We start from the raw sequence: 13,380 nt of genomic DNA, 5'->3' as shown, positions 1-13,380 counted from the left end.
TCCCTTTTTACCAATCCCCCGATGTCATGAAGAGGAGAAAACGACCCAAAGCAGACACTTGCTGATCATCCCCGGGTCGTTCACGCTCATACCTGATCCATAGCCTCGGTCACCCCCCGATCCTCACCCAGGAACCCGCCACTCTGATGGTGCCACAGCCGCGCATAGATGCCGTTCCTGGCGAGCAATTCGGTGTGGGTGCCCTGTTCGATGATGCGTCCATCGTCCATGACAATAAGTCGATCCATCGCCGCAATCGTGGACAGTCGATGGGCGATGGCGATGACGGTTTTGCCCTCCATCATTTCATCGAGGCTTTCCTGAATGGCCACTTCGACTTCCGAATCCAGCGCGCTGGTAGCCTCGTCAAGTAGCAGGATCGGGGCGTTCTTGAGCATCACTCGGGCAATCGCGACGCGCTGGCGCTGGCCGCCCGAAAGCTTGATGCCGCGCTCGCCCACCAAGGTGTCGTAGCCGGTGTGCCCTTGCCGGTCGCTCAGTTGGCTGATGAACTCATCGGCCTGGGCATTGGCCGCGGCGCTGCGGATTTGCGCGTCGGTCGCGTCGGGACGGCCGTAGGCGATGTTGTCGCGAATGGAGCGGTGCAGCAGGGAAGTGTCTTGGGTGACCATGCCGATGGCGCCGCGCAGGCTGTCTTGCGTCACGTGCGCAATGTCTTGCCCGTCAATGCGAATCTGCCCGCTGTCGACGTCATAGAAGCGCAGCAGCAAGTTGATGAGCGTGGATTTGCCCGCGCCGGAGCGGCCCACCAGGCCGATTTTTTCGCCCGGACGAATGTTCAGGCTCAGGCCATCGAGCACTTGGCGTTCGCCATTGTAGTTGAAGCTCACGTTGTCGAAGGTTACCGCCCCGCCGGAGGTCACCAGCACGCCCGCGTCCGGCGCATCCTGCACCTTGGGGCCGCGGGTAAGGGTTGCCATGCCATCCTGCACGGTGCCGATGCTCTCGAACAGCGAGGTCATTTGCCACATGATCCAGTGCGACATGCCATTGATACGCAACGCCATGGCGGTGATTGCCGCCACGGCGCCTGCGCCGACCTCACCCTGGTGCCATAGCCACAGCGCATAACCACCTGCTGCCATGATCAACGCCACCACTAATGCCTGGTTGACGATCTCGAACTGGCTGACCAGGCGCATCTGACGGAAGCCGGTTTGCTTGAAGTCCTCCATCGCTGCACGCGCGAAGTGCGCTTCTCGATTGGAGTGGGAAAACAGCTTCACCGTAGTGATGTTGGTGTAGGCGTCCGAGATACGCCCGGTCATCATCGACCGCGCATTGGCCTGTTCCTGTCCGACTTTCCCCAAGCGGGGGACGAAGTAGAGCATGGCCAGCCCGAACAACACGATCCAGGCAACGAAAGGCAGCATCAGTTTCAGTGCGAAGCCGCCGGCCAGTGCGATGATCGCGATGAAATACACCCCGATTCCGGGTGCGATCTCGATAAGGGTGAACAGCACGTCGCGCACGGCCAGCGCAGTCTGCATCACCTTGGTGGTGACCCGGCCGGAGAACTCATCGGAAAAGAACGAAAGGCTTTGCCGCAGCATCAGGCGGTGGAAGTCCCAACGCAATCGCAACGGCAGATTGATCGCCAATATCTGGTGCTGCACCATGGTACGCAACGCCACCAGCCCGATGCTGGCCAGCATTACGATGCCCATGCCCCACAACACGCGACTTTCCTGCGCCGCCGCATCACCACCAGCCTGCCAGGTCGAGAGCAGATCCACGACCTGACCAAGGAAAGAAAACAGCCAGGCTTCGTAGATCGACACTCCGGCACTGAGCAGCGCAAACGCAAGAATATAGCCGCGGGCGCCCCGTGTGCACGCCCAAAGGAACCGAGCCAGGCCTTCGGGGGGCGGTGGTACCTCGTCGGGCGGGAAGGGGTCGAGTCTTTGTTCAAATACGCGAAGCATGGTGGTCTCCGAAACGATCAAGTTAAGGAGATTCTGCCATTTAAAGGTTGCTTTGAGGGTTATGTAGAGTGGAGGGACTCAGACAATGTTTAAACTCCCGGTATCTATGGTAACTACCGCATCCTTGTCCGAGCGATTGGCCTACCGCAACGAGCGATAGGCAATGGGGTCGATGTAAGCCGACTGCAGGTCCCGCTCCGGGATCTCCCAGATGATTTGCTTTGGCGGCGTTTCTTTGGAGGCCGGGTTGTTGAGGTAGCTGTTTGCCGCGCCAGAGAACGCTCCGCCGTCTTTGGCGAAGTTACCCACGGGGGCACCCAGTGCCTGCTGCAGAAATCCTGCGAAGTTGGAGTTGCGTGAGAATGAAGTGCCGATGAGCACGGTGTTGGGGAGGTCGGCATCGCCGAAGAGGTCTGCCTCAGCATCAGGGCTGTCGGCTGAAGCAACGGGAAGTTCGTGGGTGCTGGTTTGGGCGACCATTTCGGGTGCGGGTTGCCATTTGAGCGGCAGCCAGTCGATGCCCGCCAGATGGACCAGATCGCCAGGTCGTACCGCGAGCGGGGCATGACTTTCGTTGAACGATCTGCGTGGCGTTGCGCTGATGCCCAGGGTCTTCAGGCGCTGGGTGATGGCCTCGGCCGCCGCCTTCGCGCCGGATTCACTCCAGTGCGTATCGGTGCGCAAAAAGGCATTGGCCCCCAGTGGCGTCAGCGCACCGGTGAGGTCCAGACTCGACACGCCAGCCACATCCAGCTTCGAGGTCCAGGCCTGGATGCGCCCTTCGAGAGCGGCTGGGCGGTGCAGTGCACAACGCTGCTCAGCAGCGATGCGGCTCTTGTCTGGAACGATGACCACCAGCAAGCTGATGTCACGTTGGGAGAGCTGCTGTTTCAGATCAATCACCGCTTGGACTTTGGCATCGGCATTGCGCTGCGCTAGATGATCGACCTTGAGCTCATCGGCCAAAAACAACCAGTCAGGACAACCCGAGCGAACCCTCGGCCCGGTGTCACCGAGGAGCAGCCAACTGACACCGCGCTCCAGCTTGGCGAACGTGGTGGGAAAGGCGGCTTTCGACAGCGACTTGGTGATTTTATGGGTGATAGCTCCGTCAAGAGTCTGCGTCACCGATAATCCCGGTGGTAGCGGCGCTATTTGCCCTGACCCGATCAGCCAGCCAGAGGACAGCAGCCCGACGAACAGGAGTATCAGCAGAGATGCGCCTGCCAATGGACTGGTGCGTGCGACCGGATCGTCCGGTTGAGCAAGCGTAATGGTGTGCTCTGGCGTCTTCATCAGAATTGAAAGTACAGAAAGGGTACGGTTTCGCGACTGGCGGTCAGCGCGAACGACAGCATGAAACCGACAATGGGCCAAAGGGCGAGCGCTACGCCGACCCGGTGTTTTTCAGCGTAAGGGCGTAGCAGCGGTGCGACGATACTCAGCACACCCAACAACCCCGCGAGGCCATGGATCGGGCGCAGGGTCGCGGACAGTTCCTCACTGAGGGCAATGCCCTGCAGCCCGAACTGTCCGGCATACAGGTTCAGTGCACTGTGAAAGTCAGGGGCGCGGAACAGTGTCCATGCCAGGCAGACGAACAGCAGTGTCAGCCCATGGGAGAGCACGGGAGGTACAGGGGGCAGGGAGGAGCGGTTCCAGGCACGATCAACACACAACGCAATGCCATGGGCGCAGCCCCACAGTAGATAATTCCAATTGTCGCCACCGTGCCAGAGGCCGGCGATGGCCATGATCAGGAACAGGTTGCGATAGGTTTTCCAGGGGCCGTGGCGATTGCCACCCAGCGGGATATACAGATAGTCACGCAACCAACTGGACAACGACATGTGCCAGCGGCGCCAGAAATCCTGGATGCTGTTGGCCAGATAAGGATGGTTGAAGTTCTCTGGAAAGTGGAAGCCCAGCATCAGTCCCAGACCAATGGCCATGGAACTGTAGCCAGCGAAGTCAAAGAACAGCTGCAGGGAGTAGGCCAGGCAGCCCAGCCAGGCGTCAGAAAAACTGGGGGTCTGCACATTGAACGCCACGTCGACGACGGGCGACAGGGTGTCGGCCACCAGTACCTTCATACACATCCCGACCATGAACCGGCGTGCACCCAGCGAAAAGTTCTGCGCGTTGAAGGAACGCCGATGCAACTCGCGCCGGACCCAGTCATAGCGAATGATGGGGCCGGCGACCGAATGGCCGAACATCGAAATATAGGTCGCGTAATGGATGAAGCTGCGCTCGACCGGCACGGTGCGACGATGCACATCCACCAGGTAGGAAATCGCCTGCAGCACGACAAACGACAATCCGGCCGGCATGATGACCCGTTGCCAGGACAGGGGCGCGGCTCCGGACCAGACCATCGCTTCGTTCAATGTGCCAGCGACAATGTTGGCGTACTTGTACCAGCAGAGCATTGCTGTGTTGAGCACGATCAGGGCGACAAGTATTCGCACACGGCCCTTGCTCTCCTGTCGCCAGGCATCGATCAATAAGCCACCCACCCACGCCGTGATCGTCAGCATCACATGCACAGCGAGGAATCGTGGGCTCAACCAGCCATAGAACAGCCAGCTGCCGATCAGTAGCGTGACGTTGCGCCAGGCGGCTGGGCACACTGCATAAGTGCACAAGAACAGCGGCAGGAACAACGTCAGAAACTCGAGAGAGGCAAAAACCATGGTGGTGGCGAGATCCGATCAGTGGGCCAGGACGTCAGTCGCGAGCAACAGGTAAGGACCATTTGCGCCAGGCAGCAGCACAACGCTGTAGCGCTCGCCGGCCTTGAGCTGGCCCAAGTCAAGTGGGGCGCCGACGTTGGTTTGGGCGCAGACCAATTGAACCGACAGGCTGACCGGGTTGATGGCGCGGCGTTGCACGCTGCCGTCGGCCACCTCCTTGAACAGGTCGGCATTCTTCCCCGCTGCGCGTAAACCGGCCTGGGGGCACGCTGGATCGGCGCTGATAAACGCCAGCGAGGCTCTCAGGCTATTGAAGTCGTCGGGTTGCTCACGGATGACGACCTGGCGGAAACCTTGAGCGTTGTCTGGCAAAGCGATCACGCTGGCGAATTCGCCTGCTGCCACCTGGATGTCCAGCGGCTGGCTTTTACCGTTGCGTTCCAGGATTCCCTTGATCGGCTGGTTGGCGGGCACGGGCAGGTAGTCGGACACGGCATTCGAGCCATCCAGTTTGAGGCTGGCCCGCGAGCCTTCGGCCAGCAGCTGCAAGGGGCGGTCGGCGGCGTTGATAAAGCGCAGGAAGGCCGAGTCCTGATCCGGGCCCGTCGGGTACAAGGCAATGTCGGCGGCCTGGGCGTGCAGGCTCAACAACAAGGACAGGGCAGCGGCCAGCTTTGCTCGATTCATTTTCCGGCTCCTTTGCTGGCGAGGCTGGCGGCGGGCAGTTTGGCCAATGCAGTGCCGATGGCGGTGCCCCATGCTTGATATCCGGCGACGGTGAAGTGCTGCCCATCGGTGGTCATCCACTGCCCGGGTTTGGAGAACGCCAGCGAATCGATGTAGGTGCAAGGCGCAACGTTGGCGGCCAGAAATTGGGACATCAAATGGGTGCGCAGATCATTTTTTTGGTACATGCCACCGGCTTTGCCCCAGGCCGGGCCCACCCAGGCGCAACGGGTGCCGGTAGCCGCGATGGCCTTGGCCAGGCCGGTGACGCTTTGCCAGGCCCAAGCCTTCGGAAACACTGGCTTGTCATAGGACGCCATGGTGTCGCCGATGACGAGTACCACCAGGTCGGGCTTCTCGGCGGCGATCAGGTCCTGAATCGGTGTGGTGGTTGCCTCGCGCCCTTTGATCACGATCTTGTCGTTGCCTTTGCGCTCGGCGCCGCAGTCGACCTTCTTGCTGATCAGCCAATCGCCGGCGCTGGCACCGCAGGCACCGATGGAATGAACCTGGGCGCCTTGGCGAGTCAGGTTGTCGTGCAGCGGCTCCAGCAAATGGTCCGCGAGGCTCATATGGCTCTCCCCAAGAACAAGGAGGGACAGGCCGGCAAGGGCAGAAGTGGGCATCGAAAACTCCAGAATGATCAGTTGGAATAAGGCGAGGTGTACGGGCTGACCGGCAGGCTCATGGGGCCGCTGATGTCTTCGAACTGGTAGCGCAAAGACAGGGCACCGCTGAGTTGTTGGTAGTCATGGGCGTTGTCCAGGCCCAGATTGGCGCCCAGCAGGAAGTTCGAAGCGACCTTGTATTCAGCCGCCGCGGCGATGCTGTAGCCGATCCCGGTTTTGTTTTGCCCTTCGTAGCGCAGGCCAGAGGCCGCTTGCAGGGCTTTGTCGTTGGGGAAATAGTCGGCGCTGTCCTGCTCGAAATGCTGCACGCCGACCGAGCCCTTGACTTGATACGTCAAGCGCCCGGTGCGTTGTGCCCAGGTCACTGGCACGCCCAGGGCGAAGAACGTCTGCGGGCTGAAATAGCCGCCGTGGCCATAAGTGAAATAGTCCTGGTTGTTGGCGTAGCTGATGCCGGTCATGCTCAGGCCGACGGTCAGCTTGCTGTCCGTTGCGTTTTGCAGGTACCAGTACACACCGCTGCCCAGTTCACTGCGGCTGTTGGACTGGACATGATTGCCCAGCAGTTGGTGCCAGGAGGCGTAGCCATAGGCGCCGACTTCGTTGTCGTCAAAGCTCAACTGGCCACGCCCGCCATTGGCGGTCACGCCGCCCCAGGACTGCCCGCTGCGTTTGTCCGTGGTGCCGGCAAACGAGGTGACGCTGTCAGTCACCGGACGCCGGGAAACGCTCACGCCGTAACGGACATTAGAGGAGTCGCTCACCGGGCGATCAATGCTGATGCCGCCAGTGGCGGTGGTGTATTTGAAGCCGAGCGGGGTGGTGCCGAGATCAGCTTTGAACCCATCCGCGGGCCGTTGAATCGCGACGGAAAGGCCGACCCCCTCGGCTTTTTGCGAGCCGACGCCGTCGCTCTGCGCACCGCTACCAAAACGCGACAGCGCGTCGCTGCTGACGCTGCCGGCGTTCAGCGAGACCGGCGTCACGCGCAGGGCGACGCGGCTTTCATCCAATGGGATATTGATTTCCAGCGGTGTCTCAATATCAGTCAGTTTGCTCAGCCCCGACTCACTGTTGTTGCTGCGAATGCTCACGCCCTGGGTGACGTAGGCACTGCGCTCCTGAAGGATTTTATTCAGCGCCAGTTGCGCGGGGCTGATGTCCTCGCTCACCCGTGCTGCGCGCGGCAGCTGCGACTCGAATCGATTGCTCGCCTGCTGCGGACTTGGCAGGGCGTCGATGCCAAAGGGGCTGTGAGATCTCACGCTGCCCGGCATCTCCTGAACCGGTGGCGGGATCGCTGCCAGCAAGGTGTCGCGACTGACTTCGTTACGTGAACCCGACACCCCGGCAAAAGGGTTGGGCGCCACCGTCGAACCGGCCAGTTGGCCGCTCTGGCTTCTGCGTTTCTCGCTCTGTTCAATGGCCACCGCTTTGCGCAGCAGATCGGTCGCCGTGCCGGTCTTGCCCATGTTCTGGTAGAGGCGGGCGGCCTCTGTCAGCGTTTGAGGGTTGCCGGATTCAGTCTTGAGCAGCTGTTGCAGTGCCTGTTCGGCAAAGGCACTGTCATGTGCCAATACCGCGGCGTCGGCGGCACCCAATAGCAGTTGCGGGTCGTTCGGCTGACGTTGTAACAGCGGTTTGTAGAGTTCGAGGGCTTTTGCCGTGTCGCCGTTGGCCGAGTACATTCGCGCCAGCGCCGCGATGGCAGCGCTGTCACCGGGACGTTGCGCCAGTGCAGGCGCTAGCGTGTCATAAGCGCTGGCCAGATTGCCTCGTTCACGCAGCTGGTCAGCCTGGCGGATGCGATAGAGATAGAGCAGGTCGTCAAAGCGCTTGCGAGCCGGCGCGTTCAAGGGCCTGTTCTGAAGGTCGCGCAGAATCTCGTTGACCTGTACGTCTTCTCCGGTTTTAAGCAGGACAGCGGCGTATTGCAGGATGAAGTCCGCCGAGGGCGCCGTGGTGTTTTGCAACTGGCTGCGCATGAGGGCCAGCGCACGGGTTGGCTCGCCGATGTCGACATACGCCGAGGCCAGGCTCGCCGTGCGATCTGGACTGTTGTTGGCCATCGGCTGGATACGATCGAGCAAGGTCAGGGCTTCCTGGCGCTGTCCGCGCTTGCCCAACTCGATCGCCTGGCTGAGTTGCAGGTTGAGGCTGACATCAGCGGCCAGCGCTTCCATGTCCGGGGTGCGCTGGTCGGGGCGCAAGCGTCCCAAGGTTGTCTGGGCGGCTTTCCACTCACCCATTTGCACCGACAGCAAGGCGCTGACGTAAAGCGCATCGGCATTGTCGGGATGGGCCTGGAGCATGGCGCTGATCAGGTCCCGAGCCTTTTGCGGTTCGCCCATCGCCAGGTTCAGGCGGGCCAGGGCGAAACGTGTCCAGATGTTGTCCGGTTCGTAGCGCAGCGCGTCTTGCAAGGCGTTGCGCGCAGCGGGCAGGTCGTTGCGTTGTTCGGCGAGTGCGGCCAGTTGCGTCGCGCGCAAGGCTTGCAGGCGCGCGGACTGGCCGATCTTTGCCTGACCGGTGGCGGGCAGGCTGTTGATCAGTTGCAGGGCTTCATCGTTCTTGCCGCTCTTGAGCAGCACATTGACCAGCCCTTCCAGTGCCTGAGGGTCGTCGCGGCGCTGGATCAAAATCTGCCGATAGTTGCGCTGAGCATCATCGAACTGGCCCGCGCTGGCCTGAATATCCGCCAGGGTGAGGCGAGCATCGACCCCGTTTGGATTCAGCCGCAGCGCCTGGTTGACCAAAACCTGTGCCTGGGCTGTCTGGCCTTTGGCCTGGGCGTCGCGGGCCTGCTGCAACGCCGACCAGTAGCGCACTTCGTTCAGCGCAACTTGCCAGCGGCTGCCGTCGTTTTGTCGCGTGGCCTGACCCAGGAGTTTTTCCGCTTCGGCCAGTCGGCGTTGCTGCTGGCGAATAACCCCAAGGCCGCCCAGCGCGTCAGCATCCTCGGGCCGGGTTTTCAAGCGCGCTTGAAAAGCCTGTTCGGCGGTGGCTTGATCGCCTTCTTTGAGCGCCTTCAGACCGCGCGCGACTTCGGCGGGCGGTTGCCATTCCTTGCTGGCCGTCGTTGCCACCTGTTGCTTGCCCTTGTTCATCTGCGCGCGGATTTCCACGTCATCCGGATGCGTCTTGAGGTACGCCTCGAACAACGGCACTTGTGCCGGATTGGGCGGACCGATCCAGGTCAACGCCAGGCGCCAGCTTTCGTCGGCATCACCGGCAATGTCGGCACGCTGGGTCAGCGCGGCCAGGGCGCGGATGCCCTCGGCACGGCTGTCTTCACGGCGGACCAGATGCTTGGCGTAAAACAGCGCGACGATCGAGTCGTTGGGCATCTCACGTTGCAGGCGCTGAAATCCGCCGCGTGCTTCAGACCAGTCCGCCTGATTGAAGGCAAGGTTGTTGTAATACTCGCGGCCGATCGTACCTTGGGGTGGACGGCCATCGAACAGCGAGCGAAACACGGCGCTCGCCTTGTCACGCTCACCGGCATCGACGAGGCGCCGAGCCTCTTCCAGGCGCTGCTGGTTCTGCGGTTGGGTCACGCTGATGTCCTGCGCCAATTGCAGTGCCTGCCGAGGCGGTGGCTGGATGGCCTGCAAGCGGGCGAGGTATTGCTGCGCCTGTTGTGGCTTGCCCTGTTGCACGCCGATCAAGCCCAGGCCATACAGTGCGTCAACCTGGACCGGGTCCAGCAGCAAGACTTTCAGCCAGACTTCCGCAGCGCGTTGTGGGTTGTTGTGCTGCTGCCAGTACTGCCCTTGCTCGACGAGTAACGTCTGTGGCGTCGGACTTTGAGCGTGGGCAGCAGCGGCCGTCCATGCGCTCATGACGGCGATGGCTAGCGTGCGGTGGTGCGCGTGCATGCGGTCTCCCAGGAGAGTTTCAGCGTTCCGTCTTCCCGGAATCGGTAATGTTTATCTGCCCATCCGAGGGCGAACAGGCTGAGCATGAAGTTGTAGTAACGCGGCGGACCGGCGTCGGCATCAGGCCTGGCCAGTGCTTCGTGCAAGGCGAGTTCCACGCGGCGCCGCTGCTGATCGGCCAACCCGGGTTGGCCTTTGGCCTCAAGGTAGGGAATCAGTGCAGCCCAGAATCCGAACGGGCTCTGACCCTGAACACTGCCGTGGAGAATCTGGACTGTTTCTGGGGGGGAACCCGTCGCGACAGTGCTGCGGGCCATGCCGTCCAGCCGTTTGAGCAGGAGCGCTGTCAGCGGTTCGGAGGTATCACTCATGCCCAGCCAGAGGTACACGCGAATAGCATCGTAGCTGCCCGTGTCGCCGTGGATCGGGTCGCTTACGAAGGCGCCCGATTGCGCTGAAGTGCCTCGATAATCGACCCAGTCAGCGACGAAGCCGTGGCGGCTTGATTGGGCAATCATCGTCGCGGTGTTGTTGGCAATCGCTTGCCAGGGCCCCGAGGGTGCCTCCTTGGCCAGCCGTCGTAACAGTGGCAGTGGCAGGTAGCTGGGGTTCAGGCGCCAGAGAGCGTCCGGCTGGACGAAGCCCTGTGGTCCAGGCAACACCATCGGGCCCAGCCCGGGGAGCCTGACGACCAATTGCGCTTCAATCGTCGCCATCAGGTGCAGGGCGTCCTGGTGATAGTCCGGCCGATGCCACAGGCGTGCGGCTTCGAGCAGGGCATAGGCGATCCACAGGTCGGCGTCGGCGGCCGAATTGGCGTCTTGCAGGCGCCACTGACCGTCCGTGCCTTGCCCCCATAACCAGCCCGGCAGGCGTGTGGCGGTGGCGGAGCCTGCGAGGTTGGCTGAGGTCCAGCGCCAGAGTTTGTCAAAGCGTGGCTGATCGTTGCCGATCAGTGCGAAGAGCATGCCGTAGGACTGCCCTTCAGAAGTGCTGTGATTGTTCTCCAGGCTCGATTCCAGAACCCGGCCGTCGGCCTGGACGAAGCGCGTTGCATAGGTTTGCCACAGTGGCCAGGCTGGAAGCTCACAGGGGGTTGCGGCCGCTATCCCAGGCGCCAGCAGCGCCAGCGCAAGCACAGCGCTCAACCTGCGCGTGTTACCGCGCAGGCAATGGCGAAGTGAAACACCCCGGCTGCTCATGGACGACACAGGCATGCGCGGCTCATTGACCAAGACGACGTTTGGCCCGTAAGCGCAGGGCCAGGTAGGCCATCGAAGCAAGCAGCAGGATCCCGAGGAGAGTGAACAGCATGAGCGCCATTACGTTTTGCGAGAGGTACCACTGCAGATAGCGCAATGGGCCCAAGCTCCCGACGTAGTAATCCTGCTCGGCGACCAGCGACTCGACATGCTTGCCCCTGACCACCACCAGACTGCCTTGCAACTCGCGGGCGTTTTCTTCGCTGCTGAGCAGGGCGTTGGTTACGTCGGCCAAGCCGTTTGGCCTTGCGCTGGCGATAAACACCACACTACGCCCACTCTTGAGCGGCGATTCGAATCCAGTCAGATAAGCACTGCCGTCGTCAGCGGTAAACCTGAAGCTGTTGCGCGCTTCACGCAGATTGGTTTTCGTATCCGGGCTGATCCAGTTGCGCAGACGCAAGGGCAGGTCAGACAGTTCAAAGTACTGCGCAGCATCTTCGCCCTTGGCCGGCAGCAGGCTTTGCCATTTCTCCAGCAGCGGCTGATTGTTGCCCGAGGCGAGCACCAGCAAATCCCGGTCGCTTTGCTCGGCTATCTGGTCGGCGTGGACTACCTTCATGCCGGTGGCCGGATAACCGGTGGAGTCGCCGAAGCGGCCCAGCAGGGTCAGGTAGGCGCTCAGATCGGCCGGGCCTGGCTCGTTGGGCAGGATCACCGATGTTTCAGAAAGGTCGGCCATGCGGGTGAACGGGAAGCCACTGTCCTTGAACACCCCAAGGTTGGGCATGGCCATGAAATGTTCGTATTGGCTGAGGTCCAGGGTCGAGTCCGGGTCGATCACACCGCGCATGTTGTCGATGATGATGTCGCGGCATTCACCCTGTTTGATGTAGTCATACATGAAGCGAAATTGCAGGCGCGATTGTAGGGCTACGGAATTGAGCGGCAACAGCATGCGCGATGTGCGGGCCAGGCTGTCGTCGGTTTTGAGCATTGCCAGCAGGCTGTCGCTGTTGCCGAGTTTCTCGATCGAGGGCAGATCGATCGACTTGATGAAGGTATCGTTGAAGTTGACCAGCAACGAGGAATTGGTGGAGACCGGTTGCGGCGTATAGCGGTATTTCAGGTCAAGTTGCGCACCAGGCTCACGCCAGTTGAACAGGTCGGGTGGCAAGCGCAGCGCAACCGTCATTTGCCCCGGGTTATAACCCGACACATTGAGTTCGGCGGGCTTCGCCAGTTCACCCAGGCGAACCGGGCGATCGGAGGGCAGCCAGTTAGGCGCGTCGTACGGTCGGCGTGGCTTGAGCGAGTCGATCCGGTCGATCACTACGCTCTGCCCGGAGAAGGCCGAGCCACCGAGAGCCAGCGCTGTCGCGGCGACCTTGAGATCGGCGCCATCGCGCCCGGAGACGATCAACAGTTTGCCCTGAGCATCATTCGGGTTGCTCACGAGTGTCAATGTCGGCCCCGTGGTCTCTTTGATCGGTAAGCCACTCAAGGCCGTTGATTCGCTGCCGCTGACAAACACCACGGCGTTGCCTTTGGCCGGCAGGCTGGAGAGGCTGGCGGGGAAGGTTGCGCCGCGGTAGCTGGCCAGGGCGCCAAACCAGGACGACAGGATACCGGCGGCCTCAAGCTCAGGGCCGCCCGGGCGCCCGGTGAACACGAAGGGCAGCTTCAAGAGCGAGGCGTCTCGACGATCGAACAGGGGCAGCGGCAGAGCGGACAGGTCGTTGGGCTGTTTAATCGAGGACACCTGGAGGCTCAGCTGACTCTCGTTGCCGATCCGGGCCCACAGGCTGGAGTGCAAAGGGTCTTCACACTGCATTGTGTAGTGACCGATGAACTGCAGGCTGAGCCGGTTGAATTCGGTGATGGTCTGCGGCGGAATCTGCACGGTCCGGGTCTGCAATTTACCGGCCTCTTCCTTCGGGAGGGGCAGGCTGGCGGCCACTTGATCGTTGACCAGCACATTGATCTGCGAAAGGTCAGCCAGCAGCGCCGGTGAGTAGCTGTACTGCAGCGTGACCTGCGCAGCCGTGACGACTTCATCGGCGCGCACATCGAAGTTCACACTGTCGGTAGCCTCCACGCCTTTAAGGGTCATCGAATAGCTTTTGCCCAGGTCCTTGAGGGTGCGGGTATAGCTGTTGCCCGGGGCATCGGTCCCGGGTAACGCGGCGACCGGCATCACCGCCGGCTCTGTGGCGCTGATTTGGGCGGCAGCACTCAATGCCCAGCCGCTCCAGCCCACTAGCGAGCAGGTGATCAGCATGAGTGAGCGACGAGGAAGAAAG

Annotated in this window: 8 protein-coding genes; all 8 read right to left on the bottom strand. The window is 61.6% G+C overall.

Annotated elements, in window-relative coordinates; translation table 11 throughout:
- Positions 1-86 precede the first annotated feature (86 nt).
- Positions 87-1,946, bottom strand: coding sequence for an ABC transporter ATP-binding protein (locus F6R97_RS02570; RefSeq protein WP_038983016.1), 1,860 nt, complete (start codon positions 1,944-1,946; stop codon positions 87-89).
- Positions 1,947-2,087: 141 nt separating this feature from the next.
- Positions 2,088-3,242 (bottom strand): alginate O-acetyltransferase AlgX-related protein, encoded by a 1,155-nt coding sequence (locus F6R97_RS02565; RefSeq protein ID WP_315865984.1) that lies wholly within the window; start codon positions 3,240-3,242, stop codon positions 2,088-2,090.
- The gene (locus F6R97_RS02560; protein WP_038983017.1) at positions 3,242-4,642 is read right to left on the bottom strand and encodes an MBOAT family O-acyltransferase; all 1,401 of its coding nucleotides are present in this window, start codon (positions 4,640-4,642) and stop codon (positions 3,242-3,244) included. The genes F6R97_RS02565 and F6R97_RS02560 overlap by 1 nt, the downstream gene beginning before the upstream one ends.
- An 18-nt stretch (positions 4,643-4,660) precedes the next feature.
- On the bottom strand, positions 4,661-5,329 hold the full coding sequence (locus tag F6R97_RS02555; RefSeq protein ID WP_038983018.1) for an alginate O-acetyltransferase AlgF: 669 nt from the start codon (positions 5,327-5,329) through the stop codon (positions 4,661-4,663).
- Positions 5,326-5,994, bottom strand: a complete 669-nt coding sequence (locus F6R97_RS02550) for an SGNH/GDSL hydrolase family protein (protein WP_038983019.1) — start codon at positions 5,992-5,994, stop codon at positions 5,326-5,328. The genes F6R97_RS02555 and F6R97_RS02550 overlap by 4 nt, the downstream gene beginning before the upstream one ends.
- 17 nt (positions 5,995-6,011) lie before the next feature.
- Positions 6,012-9,875, bottom strand: a complete 3,864-nt coding sequence (locus tag F6R97_RS02545) for a cellulose biosynthesis protein BcsC (protein ID WP_315865983.1) — start codon at positions 9,873-9,875, stop codon at positions 6,012-6,014.
- Positions 9,851-11,092, bottom strand: a complete 1,242-nt coding sequence (gene bcsZ / locus F6R97_RS02540; protein WP_315865982.1) for a cellulose synthase complex periplasmic endoglucanase BcsZ — start codon at positions 11,090-11,092, stop codon at positions 9,851-9,853. Before bcsZ ends, F6R97_RS02545 begins: the two co-directional genes overlap by 25 nt.
- Before the next feature lie 7 nt (positions 11,093-11,099).
- Positions 11,100-13,358: a cellulose biosynthesis cyclic di-GMP-binding regulatory protein BcsB gene (gene bcsB / locus F6R97_RS02535; RefSeq protein WP_315865981.1), complete on the bottom strand. Its 2,259-nt coding sequence runs from the start codon at positions 13,356-13,358 to the stop codon at positions 11,100-11,102.
- Positions 13,359-13,380: the final 22 nt, after the last annotated feature.

Origin of the sequence: Pseudomonas sp. JV414, from assembly GCF_032424305.1 — a bacterium.
GTDB lineage: Bacteria > Pseudomonadota > Gammaproteobacteria > Pseudomonadales > Pseudomonadaceae > Aquipseudomonas > Aquipseudomonas lini.
The sequence above is the reverse complement of the archived record's forward strand: the minus strand, read 5'-3'. Positions and strand labels throughout refer to the sequence as shown.